General features: G+C 61.6%; 22 protein-coding genes and 1 pseudogene. 19 read left to right on the forward strand and 4 right to left on the reverse strand.

Translation table 11 applies throughout. The features are described 5' to 3' along the window. Positions 1–5 precede the first annotated feature (5 nt). Complete coding sequence (locus tag K7H22_RS17050; protein WP_230802085.1) at positions 6–776, forward strand: SDR family NAD(P)-dependent oxidoreductase; 771 nt, start codon at positions 6–8, stop codon at positions 774–776. Between the two features lie 46 nt (positions 777–822). Here the strand turns inward: K7H22_RS17050 and K7H22_RS17055 are convergent, their stop codons facing one another. Genes K7H22_RS17055 through K7H22_RS17070 form a run of 4 tightly spaced genes read right to left on the reverse strand, consistent with a single transcriptional unit; the run spans position 823 to position 4,114 of the window. Then, positions 823–1,857, reverse strand: a complete 1,035-nt coding sequence (locus tag K7H22_RS17055) for a type II glyceraldehyde-3-phosphate dehydrogenase (protein WP_230802086.1) — start codon at positions 1,855–1,857, stop codon at positions 823–825. A gap of 5 nt (positions 1,858–1,862) precedes the next feature. After that, positions 1,863–3,203, reverse strand: a complete 1,341-nt coding sequence (locus tag K7H22_RS17060; RefSeq protein ID WP_230802087.1) for an SAM-dependent methyltransferase — start codon at positions 3,201–3,203, stop codon at positions 1,863–1,865. A gap of 29 nt (positions 3,204–3,232) precedes the next feature. Continuing rightward, entirely contained in the window at positions 3,233–3,388 is a 156-nt protein-coding gene (locus K7H22_RS17065; protein ID WP_230802088.1) for a hypothetical protein, read from the reverse strand. Positions 3,389–3,445: 57 nt separating this feature from the next. Next, positions 3,446–4,114, reverse strand: a complete 669-nt coding sequence (locus K7H22_RS17070) for an RNA polymerase sigma factor (protein WP_230802089.1) — start codon at positions 4,112–4,114, stop codon at positions 3,446–3,448. A 255-nt stretch (positions 4,115–4,369) separates the two neighbouring features. Here K7H22_RS17070 and K7H22_RS17075 point away from each other — a divergent pair, with 255 nt between their 5' ends. The 18 genes and pseudogenes from K7H22_RS17075 to K7H22_RS17155 all read left to right on the forward strand — a co-directional run bounded on the left by K7H22_RS17075 (position 4,370) and on the right by K7H22_RS17155 (position 19,774). Next, positions 4,370–5,260 (forward strand): DMT family transporter, encoded by an 891-nt coding sequence (locus K7H22_RS17075; RefSeq protein ID WP_230802090.1) that lies wholly within the window; start codon positions 4,370–4,372, stop codon positions 5,258–5,260. A gap of 220 nt (positions 5,261–5,480) precedes the next feature. After that, the gene (locus tag K7H22_RS17080) at positions 5,481–6,107 is read left to right on the forward strand and encodes an RNA polymerase sigma factor (RefSeq protein WP_230802091.1); all 627 of its coding nucleotides are present in this window, start codon (positions 5,481–5,483) and stop codon (positions 6,105–6,107) included. 220 nt (positions 6,108–6,327) lie between these two features. Next, positions 6,328–6,531 (forward strand): hypothetical protein, encoded by a 204-nt coding sequence (locus tag K7H22_RS17085; RefSeq protein ID WP_230802092.1) that lies wholly within the window; start codon positions 6,328–6,330, stop codon positions 6,529–6,531. Next, the gene (locus K7H22_RS17090; protein ID WP_230802093.1) at positions 6,521–8,290 is read left to right on the forward strand and encodes a DUF3141 domain-containing protein; all 1,770 of its coding nucleotides are present in this window, start codon (positions 6,521–6,523) and stop codon (positions 8,288–8,290) included. Before K7H22_RS17085 ends, K7H22_RS17090 begins: the two co-directional genes overlap by 11 nt. 3 nt (positions 8,291–8,293) lie before the next feature. Further along, entirely contained in the window at positions 8,294–8,476 is a 183-nt protein-coding gene (locus K7H22_RS17095; protein ID WP_230802094.1) for a hypothetical protein, read from the forward strand. Further along, a complete protein-coding gene (gene fabI, locus K7H22_RS17100; RefSeq protein ID WP_230802095.1) occupies positions 8,469–9,314 on the forward strand; it encodes an enoyl-ACP reductase FabI in 846 nt (281 codons plus the stop codon). The genes K7H22_RS17095 and fabI overlap by 8 nt, the downstream gene beginning before the upstream one ends. Beyond that, a pseudogene (gene petA / locus K7H22_RS17105) lies at positions 9,311–9,910 on the forward strand (ubiquinol-cytochrome c reductase iron-sulfur subunit). Before fabI ends, petA begins: the two are co-directional and overlap by 4 nt. A gap of 39 nt (positions 9,911–9,949) precedes the next feature. Next, the gene (locus tag K7H22_RS17110; RefSeq protein ID WP_230802096.1) at positions 9,950–10,645 is read left to right on the forward strand and encodes a CBS domain-containing protein; all 696 of its coding nucleotides are present in this window, start codon (positions 9,950–9,952) and stop codon (positions 10,643–10,645) included. A 158-nt stretch (positions 10,646–10,803) separates the two neighbouring features. Then, the gene (locus K7H22_RS20260; RefSeq protein ID WP_419248191.1) at positions 10,804–11,073 is read left to right on the forward strand and encodes a phospholipase D-like domain-containing protein; all 270 of its coding nucleotides are present in this window, start codon (positions 10,804–10,806) and stop codon (positions 11,071–11,073) included. Further along, complete coding sequence (locus tag K7H22_RS20095; protein WP_269063181.1) at positions 11,018–11,272, forward strand: phospholipase D-like domain-containing protein; 255 nt, start codon at positions 11,018–11,020, stop codon at positions 11,270–11,272. The genes K7H22_RS20260 and K7H22_RS20095 overlap by 56 nt, the downstream gene beginning before the upstream one ends. 466 nt (positions 11,273–11,738) lie before the next feature. After that, positions 11,739–12,104 (forward strand): DUF5676 family membrane protein, encoded by a 366-nt coding sequence (locus K7H22_RS17120; protein WP_008282887.1) that lies wholly within the window; start codon positions 11,739–11,741, stop codon positions 12,102–12,104. After that, complete coding sequence (locus K7H22_RS17125) at positions 12,101–13,483, forward strand: MBL fold metallo-hydrolase RNA specificity domain-containing protein (protein ID WP_008282886.1); 1,383 nt, start codon at positions 12,101–12,103, stop codon at positions 13,481–13,483. The genes K7H22_RS17120 and K7H22_RS17125 overlap by 4 nt, the downstream gene beginning before the upstream one ends. Continuing rightward, positions 13,480–14,988, forward strand: a complete 1,509-nt coding sequence (locus K7H22_RS17130; protein ID WP_230802097.1) for a thymidine phosphorylase family protein — start codon at positions 13,480–13,482, stop codon at positions 14,986–14,988. The genes K7H22_RS17125 and K7H22_RS17130 overlap by 4 nt, the downstream gene beginning before the upstream one ends. Then, positions 14,985–15,932 (forward strand): ribose-phosphate diphosphokinase, encoded by a 948-nt coding sequence (locus K7H22_RS17135; protein WP_008282884.1) that lies wholly within the window; start codon positions 14,985–14,987, stop codon positions 15,930–15,932. Before K7H22_RS17130 ends, K7H22_RS17135 begins: the two co-directional genes overlap by 4 nt. A gap of 56 nt (positions 15,933–15,988) precedes the next feature. Next, positions 15,989–18,283: a copper-transporting P-type ATPase gene (locus tag K7H22_RS17140; protein WP_419248192.1), complete on the forward strand. Its 2,295-nt coding sequence runs from the start codon at positions 15,989–15,991 to the stop codon at positions 18,281–18,283. A 162-nt stretch (positions 18,284–18,445) separates the two neighbouring features. Continuing rightward, entirely contained in the window at positions 18,446–18,568 is a 123-nt protein-coding gene (locus K7H22_RS17145) for a DUF2933 domain-containing protein (RefSeq protein WP_230802127.1), read from the forward strand. Then, positions 18,568–19,221, forward strand: a complete 654-nt coding sequence (locus tag K7H22_RS17150; RefSeq protein ID WP_018065789.1) for a methyltransferase family protein — start codon at positions 18,568–18,570, stop codon at positions 19,219–19,221. The genes K7H22_RS17145 and K7H22_RS17150 overlap by 1 nt, the downstream gene beginning before the upstream one ends. A gap of 82 nt (positions 19,222–19,303) precedes the next feature. Then, a complete protein-coding gene (locus K7H22_RS17155) occupies positions 19,304–19,774 on the forward strand; it encodes a ferric reductase-like transmembrane domain-containing protein (RefSeq protein WP_230802099.1) in 471 nt (156 codons plus the stop codon). The last annotated feature ends 288 nt before the right edge of the window (positions 19,775–20,062 follow it).

The following is a 20,062-nucleotide window of genomic DNA, read 5'->3' on the forward strand; positions in this document are numbered from 1 at the left end:
AATCCATGAAACGTCTGAAAGATAAAGTCGCCCTGATCACCGGGGGCGCGGCGGGTATCGGGCTGGAAACCGCGCGGCTCTTCCTGAGCGAAGGGGCCAGGGTCGCGCTTGTGGACCTCGACGAAGACGACCTGTCGGATGCTGCGCGGGATCTGGGTAATCCGGACGACCTGCTGACCATCGCAGCCGACGTCTCCTCGGTCGAGGATTCCAATAGATACGTCGCGCAGACTGTCGAGACGTTCGGGCGCATCGACGTGTTCTTCAACAATGCCGGCATCGAAGGCAAGGTCGCGCCGCTGGTCGATCAGAAGATCCAGGATTTCGACCGCGTGATGGCGGTCAATGTGCGCGGCGCGTTCCTTGGGTTGCAGCATGTCTTGCCCGTGATGACTGCACAGCAATCGGGTAGCGTGATCAACATGTCGTCGATCGCAGGCCTCAAGGGCAGCCCGAACGTCGCGCCCTATATCACGTCGAAGCATGCCGTTGTCGGTTTGACGCGCGCCGCCGCAATAGAGGCCGCAGGCCACAACGTGCGTGTCAACTCGGTGCATCCCTCGCCGGTCAACACGCGGATGATGCGGTCGCTGGAGGAAGGGTTCAATCCCGGCCACGGCGACGAAGTGAAGCAACAGCTTACCGGCACGATTCCGCTGGGTCGTTATGGTGAAAGCTACGATATCGCCAATCTGGTCCTGTTCCTCGCCTCCGACGAGTCCGCCTTCATCACTGGGGCGCAGTATCCCGTCGACGGGGGCATGGCGGCAGGCTGATCGGTTCTCTGCCCGCATGGGTTTGGAACCTGTTGCTAGGGGGCTGTCAGGTCGCCGCAAATGTCCCGACCCCAAGCGCCGCGTTCGTACGCGCAATCGACGCCGATCCGTCGCGCTCGGCTTCCGTCAGGGCGCGGATCGCGTCGATGGTTTCGGGGATTACGATGGCCTGGTTGTCAACCATGTAGGCATAGAACAATTCGTCGCCCTCGACCTTAAGCATGTCTTCCCACAGGGCCACCTCGTAGAGACTGTCGTTGGGGCGTCCGAGATCGGCCATCATCTCCTTGACCGCGTTGAGTGCGCCCAGCCCGTCCGCCATCCGGATCAACGCGATGCGCGAGGAGGCGCGGAACGCTTCCAGTACCTCGTCCTTGAACGCCTTGCGCGGCATCCTGACCGACCAATAGTGCAGATGGGCAAGGGTCTGCGGCACCTTGACCGCCATCGTGATCACGTCGAGATCGGGATCGACGCTTTGTGCATCCGGGCCCTGATGGCTGGGAATCTCGGGTTCGGGGACAAGCGTGTTCATGATACCGCCCAGATGGCTTTCCCACGGGTCGGTGGCGCGCCGCAGGAGCGTTCCGCGCGCTGAGCCAAGAAGCCCTGCAACTTTCAGCGCTGTGAGGGTGCGGACGATCGACGTCGTGTTGCAGGACACCACGCGGGTGCTGTCGCGCCCAATCGCGCTTGCATAGTTTGCTTCGGCAACAAAGGAATGGCCGGTCACCTCGTGTTTTTCGCCGCCATGAACGATGAACCGGATGCCTCTTTCGCGATAGGTTTCCACATTGCGCACAGCCACTTTCTTGGGCGTGCTGTCCACCACGATGTCTGCGGTAGCAAGCAGGTCGTCGAGCCCTCCGGCCACATCAAGGCCGGCCTCTCGCATGGCCGGGGTGCGATCCGGGTCGGCGGCATAAAGCGCGAAACCCTTCGCGCGCGCCATGCGGGCGCGCCAGTCGGCGGTGACATCCGCCACGCCAACGAGGTCCATGTCCTCTTGTGCGACCACTGCGTCTGCCACACGTTTGCCGATCACGCCGTATCCGTTTACGGCAACTCTGATAGGTTTCATGTCAGTCATCTCCCTCTGTTGAATTCTGTGCCGGTCGAAATATCCCAGGCGGATTCGCCTGCCTCGACCTTGGCGATATAGTCGCGGGTCAGCGGAACCGCATCACGGCGCTTGGCAAGCTGGATCTGGAAGACCATCAACCGCCCGTTCCGGAACGCCATTTCGCAGACAGCCAGATAGAATTCCCACATACGGCAAAACCGCTCGTCGTAAAGCATGCGCGCAGTTTCGCGCTCGGCGGCGAAGCGTTCGGACCAGTGTCGCAGCGTCTCGGCGTAATGCAACCGCAGGACCTCGACATCCGTGACCCACATCCCCGACCGCTCCGCTGCCGCGATGGTTTCGGACAGGGTCGGCAGATAGCCACCGGGAAAGATGTATTTGCGGATCCACGGATCGCTGCCTCCTCTGGGCGCTTTTGTGCCGATCGCATGGACAAGAGCGACCCCATCGGGCCGCAGAACCCTTTGCAGGGTGGCAAAGAACGCGTCGAACCCGCTGCGGCCAACATGTTCGAACATGCCCACCGACACGACGCGGTTATATTGTCCGCGCTCTTCGCGGTAATCGCGCTGCTCGAACGTGACCCGACCAGACAAACCTGATTGCGCTGCTCTGTCGCGGGCGGCGGCGATCTGTTCGGTCGACAGGCTGAGGCCGGTGACGCGGGCGCCGTGTAGCTGTGCAAATTCCATCGCCAGTCCTCCCCAACCCGAGCCGATATCGAGAACCTCCATCCCTGGCCGCAACAGCAGCTTTGCCGCGATGTGCTTTTTCTTGAGCGCTTGGGCCTCGTCCAGTGTTTCGTTGCCAGTCGGGAAGTAGGCGCAAGAGTATTGCCGGTCCGCATCGAGAAAAAGATCGTAGAGCTCAGTCGAGATGTCATAGTGATGCGCGACGTTCGCATGGGATCGGCTGATCGGATTGTGATGTAGCCTGCGTGCCATGAACGCGTCCAACCAGCGGATCAACCGCACGCCGGGCGATGCTTCGATGGCGTCCATGTCGGACGTACAAATCGAGAGCAGATCGCGCAGGCTGCCCGACTCGATGCGCAGCGTCCCGTCCATATAGGCCTCGCCAAGCGCGAGGCTGGGGTTCGCAAGCAGTTGCGCGGGCAGCGGCCTGTCGGTCAAACGGACAGAGACGGCGGGTTCGCCGCCGGGGCCGAAATGCCATGCCTCGCCGGAGGGATCGTAAATGGTGAGGCGTCCGTTCTGAACGAGGCGGAGCAGCAATTTGGCGAGCAACCACATGGCCGCTCGCCCCGGTGCGAAACGTCCGGTTTCAATTTGTCCGGCTTCTCGTTCGAAGCCTTCGTCGGGAGAGGTTTCGCTGTTGGACATGCTCGCTTGCTCCGTCTTGTTTTTCGTCGTCAGGCGGCGTCAACCGCCGCTTTCTGATAAAACAGACGAAAGACGACAAGGTTCATTACAGCGCAGCGGCCTGCCGACACGGTGCCGGCGGTGCACACGCGTACGTAGGCGGAACCCTTGAGAAACGGATCGGCGTGTCCTCGCTTGCGGACCATAGAACGCGATCCGTGAATTGCAGACACGCCGGTGAGAGAGGGTCAGCGCATCGGGGCTCAGTCCGTTGTTTTCGCTCCGGCGTCGTCCTTCATCGCTTGAAAACGCGCGCGGGCCTTTTCTGCTGCGTCGCAATCGCAATCAAGAAAGCCATGAACCGGGCAGGTCAGGCACATCTGTTCCAACCTTGTCTTCAACGCCTGCCGACCCCGGTGAAGACGGACCGTAAGGTTGTTCAAGGTGATGCCGAGGTCCTTGGCGACAGCCTCGCGCGGCTGCTCCTGAAGATCGACGCGCCAGATGACCTCGGCATAGTCCGGTCTGAGCGTCGGCAATAGCTTGTATAGACAATTACATATCGCCTCATCGAGTTCATCGTCGAACCCGTCTTGGAAACTGTCCAAATTGGCCGGGGCCATCACCATCTCCCTCTGACGCTGCCGCGCAACCTTGCGACCGAAGTCCGCGATTGACGACGCCAGGATTTGACTGAGCCAGCCGCGAACGGCGCGTACATCGCGTAGTTGCTCGGAGCGGTCTATGGCCCGCAGCATGAACGTTTGCAGGACATCCTCAGCGGCTTCTGCATCACCCAGGCGCCGACGCAGGAAATTCAAGATATGTTGACGACCTTCCACCAGCGCGCGACGGACAGCGATGTCCGCATCTTTGGCGGCTGTGTCGGGCTGATCTGCCGCGGACAACCGATCATTCGGGTCGTGATTCATGATACACCTCTGAAGAGTAAGACGCCGAAGCATCGAGAACGTTACACTTTTTCGGGTGCTTCGGGTGACCTGATTGTTGGTGGTTTTGCTGTTGGGTATGCACAGGCGCGGTCTTTTGGAACCCGGGCCAACGGGCGTATGCCCAGGAATGCGTAAGGTTTCGGCTGCCGCAGCGTCTTCTTACTTCGCCCCTGAGTTGGCACATCGGAAAATTTCTGCAATTCCTGCCACTTCTGACTTGGAAAGGAAATCTCGATGTCGCCGACTGTCATAACCAAAATCGTTTTGGCCATGTTCCTGTGGGCGGCGTGCTTTCCGTTGATCACGGCAGGGCTGCAATACTCGCCGCATCTGACTTTTGCGACAATGCGCGCAGTTCTGGCCGGAGCAACTTTGGTGGGTCTGGCCATGATTTTGCGCAGACCATTCCCGCGCGGTTGGCGCACGTGGTTGACCTTGGGGATCGTCGGGATTGGTGCGACAAGTTTGGGATTTCTGGGCATTTTTCATGCAGCAGAATTCGTGTCTCCGGGCCTCGCCACGGTCATCGCAAACGCGCAGCCGCTGCTGGCCGCAATACTGGGTGTTGTATGGCTTGGCGAAAGGCTGCCGAAGGTCGGTTGGGTCGGCCTTTCGATCGGATTCATGGGAATCCTCGTGATCGCGCTGCCGCAATTGCTTGATGGAGGGCAAGAGGGGTCGGCCATCGGTTTCGCCTATATCGTTTTGGCCGCGGTTGGGGTGACCATCAGCAACGTGGCCATCAAGTCCATCGCCGGCAAAGTGGACGGGCTTTTTGCAATGGGGTTACAGTTGCTCATCGGCAGCGCGCCGCTCGCGTTCGCAGCCCTCGCGCTGGAAGATCAAAACGCCATTCAATGGAACGCGGTCTTCACGGCATCGCTTTTGGGGCTGGCCCTGTTCGGCTCAGCGCTGGTGTATTGGCTCTGGTTTTCCGTGCTGGAGGCAGTTGAGCTGAACCGGGCGATTGTGTTCAGCTTTCTTGTTCCAATCTTCGGTCTTTCAATTGGTGCCTTGTTTTTCGGGGAACGCCTGTCCGGGATTCAATTTTCCGGTATTGCGCTGGTCATTTTGGGGATCGTGTTCGTCAATCTTAAGGGAGCACGGCGGTCTCAAGGTCGATAATACAGAACAACCTGTTAACCTGTTTTCAAACGGTCGTTTTGGCTATTGTCTTCGTCGAAAGCCTGTTTGCTTCGATACGAATGTGTGTTGCTTATTCAGAGTGACGCGCGGAGGGGCAAATTGTTCTTAGAATGACTGCGCGCATTGTACGTTAGAGAGACAATGCTCGAATCAGCGCTGATCGCACCTTCGCAAACCTCTTGGAAAGGGCAGAGACATCATGGCATCGCAAGACAGTGGCAAGCCCGATGTGCCCGACGCTTCGCCGGAACGCGCCCTGTTGGACGGGCGCGGAGCGTTTATGGGATTTCTGGTCAAACGGCTTGGCAACCGCGCAGATGCAGAGGATGTCCTGCAAGACTTCTGCATCCGCGTGCTGTCACGCAAGGATCAGCTCCGAGAGGTCGAACGAATGGATGCGTGGCTCTACACAATCCTGCGGTCCACTTTGAACGATCACTACCGCAAAGGGACCCGGCGTAGCCGGCTGGCGGCGGCGGCGGCGCGCGAACCAGAGGAATGGATTGCCGATGCGCCCTCACAGATGGCGCGGCTGTGCACCTGCCATGGCGGGTTGATTTCCGAACTGCGCCCGGCGGATGCCGAACTGATCCGGCGCATCGATTTCGGCGAAGAAGATCGCGAAAGCGTGGCAGCCGATCTGCGGCTTAACCGCAACGCACTTGGTGTCCGGCTACACCGGGCACGCACTGCTTTGCGCGAGGCGCTTACAACGCATTGCGGCAAGTGCTGCCAAGAGGACCGGGACGATTGTTACTGTCCGCCCGAGGGCTGCGAGAACGACAAACACGAGACTGATTGCGAAGAAGAGGGACAACTATCCTGATCGCAGCGAAGTCGGGTCTGTAACGATTTCCATGATCCAGCGTCTTCTTCTGTGAGTGTGCCCGAAGGCACAACCGCAGGAGAAATTGAACATGCCACGTATCACGTCGGATTGGAACTCGGGAGTACCCCGTCAACCATCATCCGATGACGATCTTCGCGTCTTTTTATCCCGGATGACCTGCGCATGTGCCGAGACTTCCGCGTACGCAGATGCCCCGATGGCACGCGCGTTGTTCAACCGTGTGGAAGTGATGAAACAACCCCCGACGCTTGCGGCACGCGCGCTGGGTATTGCGTCTCGCGATGCGACCTATCTCCTTTCCGGTCTGCGCGAGGATGTGGCGATTGATTTCGTGCGTGTGATGCTCGCTGGACGACCCTCCATAGACACTACCAATCAAGAGGAAGCTGATGATGAATAAGAGCCTGCGCCTTGCGACAGTGACCCCGGAACAATTTCTTGCACCCGTTTCCGGTAACGCAACGACCGCTAGTAACGTGCCTTACGTCCAAGACGCCTTTGAACGCTGGGTGCTGCTTCTCGACACGCTGCGTGAACGCGCCGACAATATGATCGCGCATGAGCGGCAGGGCATGCCGCCGCTTCTGGATTTCGATTACGAACTGCTGCTGGACGCACGCACCTTTGAGCGGTCGGCCAACTACGCGCTGCTCAGGATCACGCGGGTCGGCGACGATTGCTGGGACGATTGCGTGGACGAGGCCAAGCCGCCCGTGATCGTCATTGATCCGCGCGCCGGGCACGGGCCCGGTATCGGCGGCTTCAAGCGCGACAGCGAGGTCGGCATGGCGATGCACGAGGGCCATCCGGTCTATTTCGTGATCTTCTACCCCGAGCCCATGCCAGGTCAGACGCTGTCGGATGTGCATTATGCCTTGCGCGACTTCGTCTCCGAGGTCGCTCGCCGTCACCCGGACACAGCTCCCGTACTTTACGGCAATTGCCAGGCCGGTTGGGCGGCCACGCTGCTGGCGGCGGATTGCGACGGTCTGACCGGTCCGATTGTACTGAACGGCTCGCCGCTCAGCTACTGGTCGGGCGAGGCGGCAAGCAGCCCGATGCGGATGATGGGCGCACTGTCGGGCGGGGCATGGGCCGCCCATATGATCTCCGATCTGGGGGACGGGCGGTTCGACGGTGCCTGGCTGGCACAGAATTTTGAGACCTTGCAACCCGAAAAGGCGATCTGGGACAAATACGCGAACCTCTTTGCCCATGCCGACACCGAACGCGAGCGGTTCCTTGAGTTCGAACGCTGGTGGAATGGCTACTACACGCTCAGCCGCGAGGAAATCCTCGGCATCACGCAGAACCTGTTCATCGGCAACCGGCTGGAACAGGGCGAGATGCAGCTGGATGCGCATTGCACCGTCGATCTTAAGCGCATCAGCAATCCGCTGATCATCTTCGCCTCGGACGGTGACAACATCACGCCGCCCGAACAGGCAATGGGGTGGATTGGCAAGCTTTATCCCGATACCGATGCGCTCAAGGCAGCCGGGCAGCGCATCGTCTATATGACGCATCCGCGTGTCGGGCATCTGGGCATCTTCGTCTCCGGCTCCGTCGCGCGGCTCCAGCATCGTGCGATTCTGGAAAGCCTGGACGATGTCGAGGCCCTTTCCCCGGGTCTCTACGAGATGGTGATCGACAACCCGTCGGGTGACCCGGACTGCGAGACCGGCGATTTTGAGGTGCGATTCGAACCGCGCGAGGTCGATGATCTGGGCATTGCATCGGACGATGCGGCCTTGAAACAAGTGGCGCAGATATCGCGGATCAACGAGGCGGCCTACTCGACCTTCGTCAGCCCGTGGCTGCGGGCCGCGACCAGCGCGGCCAGCGCCGAGGCCCTGCGCACCCTGCATCCCATGCGCTGGACGCGGACGATGTTTTCCGAGCGCGTGAACCCGTGGATGGCGCTCGTCAAATCTACCGCCGAAACGATCCGTGAGACGCGCGACCCCTTGCCGGAAGACCACCCGGCGATTGTCACCGAACGCGCGCTGTCGGCGCGCACCGGCGAGGTTCTGGGCGCATGGCGCAAGGGGCGCGATGCCTGGATCACCCATGTCTTCGGCGCGATATTCGGCCCTTTGCCCGGCATCCCCTCACCTGCGCAGGCGGACCATCCGGACGCCGCATCACACAAGGAGTGAACAATGATGGAATGGCTTTTCGAGAACTGGGTTCTGGTGCTCCTCTTCGGCGGAATGGCCGCGATGCACCTTTTCGGGCACGGACATGGCGGGCACAAACATGGCAAGTCGGCCAAGCGTCATGGTGCGCACGACAAGAAGACCGAAGCGTCCGCCGATACCGAGGCGGCGTCGAAGGATGCCTGACTTCGACGAATGTTGCGATCCGGCCGAACTGCTTGATCTGTCCGGCCGGAAAGGTCTGGTTGTCGGTATAGCGAATGATCGCAGCCTGGCCTGGCCCGCCGCCCTGCATTTCCGGCAGGCGGGGGCGGATCTGGCGATCACATATGTCGACGAGCGCACCAAACCCTTTGTCGCGCCATTGGCCGAACGGCTGGAGGCCCCGATCCTGCTACCCTGCAACGTGAGTGTGCTACACGAACTCGACGCTGTTTTCGACGCCATCACCGAGCGCTGGGGAAAGCTGGACTTCATCTTGCATGCCGTGGGCAGCGTGCCGCCCGCCGATCTGCATGGCCGCCTGACCGATTGCTCTGCCGACGGATTTTCCGACGCGATGCAGGTGTCCGTCCATTCGCTGATCCGCATGGCGCATCTGGCAGAACCCCTGATGAAGGGCGGCGGCAGCCTGATCACGCTGAGCTATCTCGGCGGCGAGCGCGTCGTGGAGAGCTACAACGTGATGGGGCCGGTCAAGGCGGCGCTTGAGGCCCCGGTGCGCTATCTGGCTCACGAACTCGGGCCATCGAACATCCGCGTCAACGCCATTTCGGTGGGACCCGTGATGACCCGCGCGGCGTCCGGGTTAACCGGCTTTGCGGGTCTTCTGGACGCGACCGCGCGAGTTGCCCCCTTGCGGCGCAACGTCACGGCCGATGAGGTGGGCCGCGCCGCCTTGTTGTTCGCCAGCGACTATACCGGCGGCATTACGGGCGAGGTGCTGCATGTCGATGCGGGTGTTCACGTCGAAAGCCCTGTCGCGGCAGCCGAGATGAACTCTAAATCGGAGAATTCACGATGATCAAAACCAGTGACAACCCCGGACAATCGCCCGCAACTGAGCGCCGCGATTTCCTGTATTATGCAACGGCCTCAACCGGCGCGGTTGCCGCAGGCGCGGCGGTCTGGCCGTTGATCAATTCGATGAACCCCTCGGCCGACGTGACCGCGTCCGGCACGGTCAGGGTCGATCTTTCCGGCGTCGAACCGGGCCAACGTATTACTGTGAAGTGGCAGGGGCGCCCGGTCTTCGTCTGGCGCAGGTCACCAGCCGCAATCGAGGCTGCACGGGCCGTCGATCTTAACCAGCTTCCCGATCCAGTTGACGAAGCGGGTGAGAATCCGAACGCAAGTGGCGAAGAGCCAGCACTGGATGAAAACCGCGCGGCGGGCGAGGATGGCGAGTGGCTGGTCGTTATCGGTGTCTGCACCCATCTCGGGTGCATTCCACTAGGGCAGGATGGGTCGGCGGTGGGCGAGTTCGGCGGTTGGTTCTGACCGTGCCACGGATCGCATTACGATACCTCGGGCCGGATCCGGAAGGGGCCGGCCCCACGCAACCTCGACATCCCGCCCTATAATCTGGGCGACGACCTGCAACTCGTTATCGGCACCTGACGTGCTGAACAAGCCAAAACTCAAGAAGGAGACTATGACATGCTCGCCAAGGATATCATGACAACATCGGTGATCTCGGTCCCGCTGGAGGGACAAATCGAGGACGCGGTACGCTTGATGCTCGACCACAATATCAGCGCGCTGCCCGTCGTTGACGCCGAGGGCGACCTCAAGGGACTTGTCAGCGAAGGCGACCTCATGCGGCGTGTCCGCGAAACAGACGGACCACGCCGGTCATGGTGGCTCGAGGTGCTTGGCGGGGCAAGCGAATCCGCACAGGATTTCGTGAAGCTCAAAAGCCACCGGGTCGAAGACGTGATGACAAGGGATGTGGTTTCGGTAGAAGAGGATACGAATGTCGCGGAAATCGCGCGTCTTCTGGAAAAGCACCGGATCAAGCGCGTGCCGGTGGTGAGATCCGACAAAGTGGTCGGCATCGTCAGCCGTGCGAACCTGCTCCACGCCTTGTCGGCGCTTCAGGATGGGGCGCTGCCGGAGCCGTCGGAGGACGACCGCGTGCTGCGTGCGAAGATTGAAGAGGCTCTGAAAGAAGTGCCCGGTGCAGCGGTCAACCTCATCAACTACACGGTGGACAAGGGGAATGTCGCCGTCTGGGGTGTCGCCGACAGCGATTTCGAGGAGAATGCGATCCGGGTTGCCGTCGAAAACGTGCCCGGTGTCAGGATGGTTGAGGTCCATATGGGACGACTGTCGGCCTGGGCTTACGGGATCTGACTCACATTGCGCAGATAAACCCGGCCTGGCAGGACGCCCGCCCGCTTCCGTCAAACGCCATTCCCGAAGAGGCCGACGCAATCGAAGGACTGCTGGTACCGAGCTATTCGCGCAAGTTTCAAAAGAGGCTTGCCTGTCTGCACGCGGGACTGATCGGGATGGCACAGACCTGCGTTTATCTGACGTCGCCCTATTTCGGTCCGGACACCGTGGTCGACCGGGCGCTTCAGGATGCCGCGCGTCGCGGCGTGGACGTCCGTGTGCTGGTGCCTCGCACGAGCGATCCTATGTTCGCTGGCTGGGCGACGCGGGCGGCATATGCGCAGCTTCTCTCGGCGGGCGTGAGGGTCTCACGAGTATCTGCCCCGTCCATTGCATGCCAAGACGTCGGTCGTCGATACAGGCTGGTCGATCATCGGGTCAGCTAACCTCGACTACCGAAGCCTGTTCGTCAATCAGGAGCTGGTTCTGGTCGCACATGACCGCGTCCTGGCAGGGCAGTTGCAGGCGCAATATCTGCAAGATCTTTCGGATGCCCGCGAAGTCACTCTTCGGGCTTGGCATTCCCGCAGCTGGCGCGCGCGAGGTTTCGAGGTGATCGGATGGGCCGCGCGGCGGCTGCTGTAACCTATAGCACCGGTCAGCCGACAGCCTGCCGGGATGCAGTAACTCTGTCTGCAATATCGACGCCTTCCTACGGCAGAGCGATACACTTGTTCCTGTACTAACGAAGACCGACAGGTTGCCAATCTCTGTAATGCTTCCGGTCGGGGCGCGTCTATAGAAAGAAACCAAACAAAAGGAGGTCCAGATGGACGACCGATCAACTTCTCAGACGCAAGACACAGCACAGCAAAAACAGGGCGGATGTTGCGGTGGCAAGACCGATGCGCAGCCGAAAGCAAATGTCGAACCGCAGGTCGCGGAACCCGCAAAGGCAAAACCGGCCAAATCCGGCTGCTGCTGCGGCTAGGGCCGAGGCAAAGCCACCGCAGGATGGGCGTCTGGCGCTTGGTTCGCCCATCCTGAACCGGCGCCGTCCAGCGGATGTGTTCGCGCTCCGTCCGAATTCACGACAAGAAGGGAGAAAGCCATGATGCCCATTTTCTATTTCACCGCAGTCGCGGTGATCCTTTTCCTGGCCCTGCGCATGACGTGCGGGGCCTGCGTCATGGGCGGGCCTGCCGGGGCAGGGCGTGTGCGTTTGCCGGTTGTGCCGCTTGGTTGGGCGCTGAGCCTGTTCCTGGCGCTGACCTACCTTGTGTGCATCGCATTCGATCTGATCTTTCCCGCCTATGCAATGTATGAAACCTGGTCCGGTCTGCTGCCCGGTTTCGTCTGGCTGACCCCGGTGGGCTTCATCATCGGGCTGGTCGAGAGCTTTCTCTACGGTTGGTACGCCGCGCTGATCTTCGGCGGCCTTTACAACGCCATCGCGGCAAGGGGAACAGCGACATGATCCCGACCGCACGTCCGAAACTGCGCTTTCTTGGCGCCGCCGGGACGGTGACGGGATCGCGCTATCTGGTCGAGGCCCTGGGGCGGCGCATTCTGGTCGATTGCGGGCTGTTCCAGGGCTTCAAGCAGTTGCGGGCGCGCAATCGCAAACCTTTCCCTGTGCGTGTCAACACCATCGACACTGTGCTGCTCACCCATGCTCATCTGGACCATTCGGGATATCTGCCGACACTGATCCGGGCGGGGTTTCGCGGGCGGGTTCTTTGCACAGAAGCAACGGCAGATCTGTGCGGGCTTATTCTGCCCGACAGCGGCCATATCCAGGAAGAAGAGGCGCGCTTTGCCGCGCGGAGGGGATATTCCAAACACAAGAAGCCAAAACCGCTCTATACGCTCAAGGATGCAAAGGCCGCGCTGGACCGCTTTGATCTTCAACCGTTCGACCGGCGAATAGATTTAGGCGACGGCATCGCGGCCCGTTTCATTCCGGCGGGGCATCTGCTCGGGGCGGCGCAGATCCGGCTTGAGGTCGGCGGCAGGGTTGTCCATTTCAGCGGCGATCTGGGCCATGATCCCGATCCGCTGATGCGACCGCCCCAGCCATTCGGCGGAGCAGATGTTCTGGTCTGCGAGTCCACCTATGGCAACCGGTCCCATCCCGACGTGGACCCAGAAGCCGAACTGGCCCCGATCCTCAAACGCACCTTTGCCCGCGGCGGCACGGTGCTGATCCCGTCCTTTGCCGTCGGACGGGCGCAGGGGCTGATGCTGCACATTGCGCGATTGATGGAGCGCGGCGATATTCCCTATGTCCCGGTGTTCCTCAACAGCCCGATGGCGGTGAATGCGACCGAGATCTATCACCGTCATCACGCCGAGCACCACGTCAGCCGCGAAGACTGCATTGCGATGTTCGAGATCGCCAAGAGGGTAAACACGGTCGAGCAATCCAAGGAGCTGAACACGCGCCAGGGCCCGATGATCATCGTCTCCGCCAGCGGAATGCTGACCGGCGGGCGTATCCTGCACCATCTGGCCAGCTTCGGCGGCGATCGGCGGAACGCGATCTTGCTCTCCGGTTTCCAGGCCGGCGGCACGCGTGGCGCGGCGCTGGCCGGGGGCGCGCGGACATTGCGCATGTTCGGACGGGAGTTCCCGATCGAGGCCGAAGTGGTTCAGCTCCAGTCCTTTTCCGGACATGCCGATGCCGATGAGATCCTGCGCTGGATGTCCGCCGGTCCCGCCCCCGAGATGACCTATCTCACCCATGGGGAACCTGTCACCGCCGACACCCTGCGATTCCGCGTCGAACACGAGCTAGGGCGATCCGTGCGCGTGCCCGAACATCTCGAATCCGTCTACCTGGACAGGCCGCGATGACCGAAACGCTTGCCCTGGTCTCTTCCCGCATCGACACCTACCGGCAGCCGGTCGTCTACATGCATGAAGACTGTCACGTCTGCCGTTCCGAGGGGTTTGCTGCCCAGACACGCATACGAATCGACCTGAAGGACCGCTGGATCATCGCGACCCTGAATGTCGTCCGCCGCGGAGCATGGCTTGCCGTGGACCAGGCGGCATTGTCCGTTTCCGCCTGGGCCGCGCTTGGCGCTGAGATTGGAGACGAAGCCGCTTTCTCGCACCCTGAACCGCCCGTTTCGGCGTCTATGATCCGGGCGAAAGCCTATGGCGAGAGGCTGGACCGGGCCGGGTTCGCGACGATCGTGCGCGACACGCTCGACAGCCGGTTATCGGATCTCGACCTTGCCGCCTTCGTGACCGCCTGCGCCGGCGACAGGCTGAACGAGGCCGAAACCGTGGCGCTGACCCGCGCCATGAAGGAAGCAGGGCAGACGCTCGACTGGGGGCAGCACACTGTCCTCGATAAGCATTGCGTCGGCGGATTGCCGGGCAACCGGACGACACCCATCGTCGTCGCGATCGTCGCGGCGGCGGGGCATCTGATCCCCAAGACGTCGAGCCGTGCGATCACATCGCCTGCCGGAACCGCCGACACCATGGAGGTGATGGCGCCCGTCGCGCTTGACGCCGCCGCGCTGCGCCGGGTGGTCGAAGCCGAGGGCGGTTGCCTCGTCTGGGGTGGCGGGCTCGCCCTCAGTCCTGCCGACGATCATTTTATCCGTGTCGAACGCCCCCTCGATTTCGACTCCACCGGTCAACTCGTAGCGAGCGTACTGTCGAAAAAGGCGGCCGCCGGTGTCACCCATGTTCTGATCGACATGCCGGTCGGACCAACGGCCAAGGTGCGGTCTGCCGGAGCGGCGGAGGCACTCGGGATACGGCTGTCTTCGGTGGGCAAGGCGTTGGGTCTGAACCTGGCGCTACATATCAGCGATGGCGTGGCCCCGGTGGGACGTGGCATGGGCCCGGCGCTGGAGGCGCACGACGTGCTCGCGGTTTTGCGGCGCGCGCCGGATGCACCTGGCGACCTGCGTGCGCGGGCGCTGGATCTGGCCGGACATCTTCTGGACCTCGCACCGCACGCCGTTGCTGGGCGGGGGCGGGACCGCGCGCAGGCGCTTCTCGATAGTGGTGCAGCGGAGGCAAAGTTCATGGCAATTTGCGCGGCACAGGGCGGTTTCCGCAAACCCGGAACCGCAGCGCAGCAGATCGAAATACGCGCCCCTCATGCGGGCCAGTTGACCGCCATCGACAACCGACGCATCGCACGCATCGCCAAGCTGGCCGGGGCCCCGCGTCAGAAGAGCGCCGGCATCCGCCTTCTGGTGCGGATCGGGGATTGGGTGGACAAGGGCCAGCCGCTTTATGAGCTTCATGCCGAGACACCAGGCGAACTGGCCTATGCCCTGGCTTACGCGGAGTCCCAGACCGGGGTGCTGACGCTGTCCGAGGCAGTGTCATGATCCTTGTCGCGTTTCCCGAGATGAGGCCGCTTGCCGAAGACCTGGCACCCGCGCTTGGGGCGGACCTGCTCGCTCTCGACTGGCACCACTTCCCAGATGGCGAAAGCCTGATTTCGCTGCCCGGCGATCTGGACGGGGCCGATGTGGCATTTCTGGCGACTTTGCGCGATCCCGACCGGCTTGCCCTGCCCTTGCGCTTCGCCGCGGCGACGGCGCGCGAGATGGGCGCGCGTCGCGTCGGATTGATCGCGCCTTATCTTGGCTACATGCGGCAGGACCGCCGCTTCGAGCGCGGGCAGGCGGTCAGCGCGCCGCTCTTTGCGCAATTCCTGGGGGAAAGCTTCGATTGGCTGGCGAGTGTCGATCCGCATCTGCACCGCATCGCGCGGCTGCAGGATGTCTTCCCGATGCCTGCCATACGCGCCGTATCCGCCCCGCTGCTTGCGACCTGGATCAGCACGAACCTGCCAGACGCCGTTCTTCTGGGCCCTGACAGCGAAAGCCAGCAATGGGTCGCCGAGGTGGCCCGGCTGGCCGGACGGCCCTATGAGGTCTTGCGCAAGGTGAGATCCGGTGACCGCAGTGTCGATGTCAGTGTGCCCGAAAGCGCGGCGCTGCACGAAGGTACGCCAGTGATCCTCGACGACATCGCATCTTCCGGCGTCACGATGGCACGCGCCGTCGAAAGATTGCTTGCGGCTGGAACCGCCGCGCCTGTCTGCCTGGCTATCCATGCGGTCTTTGCGCACGGCGCTCAGGACGCCATTCTGTCGGCTGGTGCGGCAAGAATCATCACCACCGACACCATACCCCATCCAACGAATGCGATCGGAATTGCCGGTTTATTGGCCGAAGCGATCCTTTCTGTGGTGACAGCCCTTGACCTTCCAGTTGCCGGAACAATTAGGCTGGACCCGAATCCCGCCGAGAGGACAACCGAATGAACGACCAAGTAAGCCATGCTTCACATGAAACCGAATCCAACATTTACGCCTGCCCGATGCACCCTGAGGTACGGCAGAACGGTCCGGGCGATTGCCCGAAATGCGGGATGCATCTTGTGCCCGAGGCGGAGCTCGACAGCCATGCCGGGCATGATCACCACGGTCATGACCATAACGCTGGTGCCGCCCCGGCGGACGGCAGATACGATACCGTCCCGGAGGGCTATGACGGCGCCGTCTACACCTGTTCGATGCACCCGCAGGTTCGCCAGGTCGAGCACGGCTCCTGCCCGATCTGCGGAATGGGGCTGGAGCTTGAGTCCGGGGTCCCGATGGACGACGGCCCGAACCCCGAACTGGTGGATTTCACCCGGCGTTTCTGGGTTGGCACGGTACTGACCATTCCGCTTCTGATCCTCACCATGGGTCCCTATCTCGGCTTCCCGGAAGTGCGAGAGATTTTCGGCGAGCGCGCAACCCTCTGGATCGAGTTGGTTCTCGGAACCCCGGTTGTTCTTTGGTGCGGCTGGCCGTTTCTGGTTCGGGGCTGGAATTCGTTCCGGACGATGAATCTCAACATGTTCTCCCTGATCGGTATGGGGGTAATCGCGGCCTGGCTCTTCAGCGTCGTCGCCGTTCTGGCACCCGGCATATTCCCGGACGGATTTCGCGACGCCGAAGGTCATGTCGGCGTCTATTTCGAGGCGGCGGCGGTGATCGTGACGCTTGTGCTGCTTGGCCAGGTGATGGAATTGCGCGCCCGTGAAGGCACTGGCAAGGCGATCCGCGCGCTTCTCGACATGGCGGCAAAGACCGCGCGGGTCATCCGGGACGACGGATCCGAAGAGGAGATTCCGCTGGAGGATGTGCAGGTCGGCGACCGGCTGCGCGTGCGTCCCGGCGACAAGGTGCCGGTAGATGGCGTGGTTCTGGAAGGCCGGTCCTCAGTCGACGAAAGCATGATCTCCGGAGAACCCGTGCCAGTCGAGAAGACCGAGGGCGACCCGTTGACCGGTGCCACCATCAACGGCACCGGCAGCCTCGTGATGGAGGCGACGCGGGTCGGATCCGACACGATGCTGGCGCAGATCGTCGAGATGGTCTCCAACGCGCAACGGTCGCGCGCACCGATCCAGAAGTATGCCGACAAAGTGGCGGGATATTTCGTTCCGGCCGTGATCGGTATCGCGCTCCTGTCCTTCATCGCATGGGCGATCTGGGGGCCCGCGCCTGCGCTGTCCTACGCATTGATCTCGGCTGTCGCCGTGTTGATCATCGCCTGTCCCTGTGCGCTCGGCCTCGCCACGCCGATGTCGATCATGACGGCGACGGGGCGGGGGGCCCAGGCCGGGGTACTTATCAAGAACGCCGAGGCGCTGGAGCGGTTCGAGAAGGTCGATACCCTGATCGTCGACAAGACCGGCACGTTGACGATGGGCAAGCCGCAGCTTGTCGCCGTCCTGCCGCAACCCGGTCACGACGAGGCCGAGGTCCTGCGTCTCGCCGCATCGCTGGAGCGCGGATCGGAACACCCGCTTGCCGAGGCCATCGTGCGCGGCGCGGAAGAGCGCGATGTGAAGATGGCTAATGCCGACGACTTCGAGGCGGTCACCGGCAAGGGCGTCAAGGGGGTCGTCGACGGCAAAGCGGTCGCGCTCGGCAATCTGGCGATGATCCGGGACCTTGGCCTTGAGGCGGGCGACCTGACCGCCAAGGCAAATGCCCGTCGCGACGAGGGCGAGACAGTAATGTTCGTGGTGCTGGATGGCAAGATCGCCGGTCTTGTCGGGGTCGCTGACCCGGTGAAGGAAACCACACCCGCCGCCATCAAGGATCTGCATGAATTGGGGTTCCGCGTTATCATGGCGACCGGAGACAACGAACGCACGGCCAAGGCCATCGGCGCGCGTCTGGGCATAGACGAGATCCGGGCCGATGTGCTGCCGGAGGACAAGGCACGGATCATCAAGGAATTGCAGCAGCAGGGCCGCAAGGTCGCGATGGCCGGCGATGGCGTCAATGACGCACCGGCCTTGGCACAGGCCGATGTCGGCATTGCCATGGGCACCGGGGCCGATGTGGCCATCGAAAGCGCGGGCATCACACTGGTCAAGGGCAACCTCGACGGTATCGTGCGCGCACGGCGGCTCGCACGGGCCACCATGCGTAATATCCGGCAGAACCTGTTCTTCGCGCTGATCTACAACGCCTCTGGCGTGCCTGTCGCGGCGGGGGTGCTGTTTCCGTTCTTCGGCATCCTCATCAGCCCGATGTTTGCCGCCTTCGCCATGAGCGCCTCGTCGATCTCGGTGGTGCTCAATTCGCTGCGCCTTCGCGGCGCAAAGATCTAGAAAGGAAGCCACAACGTGACCCATCAACCTGATCCATCACATGTTAATCAAAGTCAATCGGAGCATGCCCCCCGCCCGCCCTCATTCTGGCGATCACGCGCCGGCATCTATCTGATCGTTGCGCTGGCAGTTGGCGGCCTTCTCCTGGGTTACGAGCACCGGGTGCACATCCTGAGCAGCGGATTGCTGATCTGGCTGCCATTGCTGCTTTGCGTTGGAATGCACTTCTTCATGCACGGCGGTCATGGAGGCCACGGCGGGCACGGTAAGGGAGACGACCAGTAATGACCGATGCAGGTGCTTCCTATGGACTCTGGCTGCTAGTATTTATCAATTCGGCGGTGTTCATCATTTTCGCCTTCAGTTTCTTCAAGCCGCAGACAAAACGCGACTGGCGCAGTTTTGGAGCGTTCAGCGCCTTTGTCGTAGCTCTCTTCACCGAGATGTATGGGTTCCCGTTGACCATCTTCTTTCTTTCCGGCTGGCTGCAATCGACCTGGCCGGAGGTAGACTGGTTTGCCCACGACAGCGGACATCTCCCCGAAATGATGTTCGGCTGGCAATCGAACCCGCATTTCGGGCCGTTCCACCTCCTGAGCTTCGTCTTTATCGGCGGCGGCTTCTGGCTCATATCCGTGGCATGGTACCATCTGTGGAACGCGCAGCGTCAGGGGTTGCTTGCGACGACAGGCCCCTATGCCCGCATTCGCCATCCCCAGTATGTGGGGTTCGTGCTGATCATGCTGGGCTTTCTCGTGCAATGGCCGACCCTCCTGACGCTCGCGATGTTCCCGGTGCTGGTCTGGATGTACGCACGGCTTGCCCGCGGCGAGGAGGGGGACAGTCGCGCCCGTTTTGGCGAAAGCTGGGACAGGTATGCCAGCCGGGTTCCGGCTTTCATACCAAACGTCAACACTCTGCAGAATGTTGAACGCTGATTGGAAGCGAAAGCCGATCTGATGTGTTATTTGCGTGCCTAAAACATCTTTGGAAGACTGCAAACATACGGTATCTGAAACCATGATGAAAAAACCCGCCCTTCTGCGGCACGTACTAATCATAGGAACGTCCGTGCTGACGGGATACCTGCTGCTTGCTTCGCGTGCCGAGTGGTCGGAGATGCACCGCTACAACCGAGCGCTGGGGGATCTTTCACTGCTGCTCATCGTTGCTGCAATGGCGATTGGGCCGCTCGCACGCTTGTCGTCTGCGCCCTTTTTACGGAAGCTCATGCCGTACCGACGCGAGCTCGGTATTTATGCGGTTCTGGCGGCGACGGTGCATACCATCATCATACTGATCGGCTGGGTCGAGCTTGATTTTGCACGGCTGTTCGGTTTTGAGTTTCACCCCCAGCTGCAACGCTACGTGATGCTTCGGCACGGGTTTGCGCTGGCCAATGTGGTTGGGATCGCGGCACTGCTCTACGGCTTTGTGCTTGCCGGTACGTCGAATAATTTCAGCCAAAGGGTACTTGGCACGTCCGTGTGAAAATACATCCAGCAGGGCCCTTATGTTCTGTGGTGGCTGGCAGTGCTGCACACGGCCTATTTCTTGTTCTTTCATTTTCTTGATTTTCACCGCCAAATGCCTGAGCCGAACTGGGCGCGATGGCCGTTCGTTGCCCTTGTGGCGTCAGTTATCGCTCTGCAAGGGGCCGCCGTTGTAGTCACATGGCGTTCGCAAACTTCCCGGCGGATCTACGGCGCACCCTCGCAACGGGAGTAGTCGCGATTTCATCAGACGCCCAGGGTCGGGACTTCTGGCGGCCTGAAACCT

Origin of the sequence: Seohaeicola saemankumensis (assembly GCF_021021435.1) — a bacterium.
Classification (GTDB): Bacteria; Pseudomonadota; Alphaproteobacteria; order Rhodobacterales; family Rhodobacteraceae; genus Seohaeicola.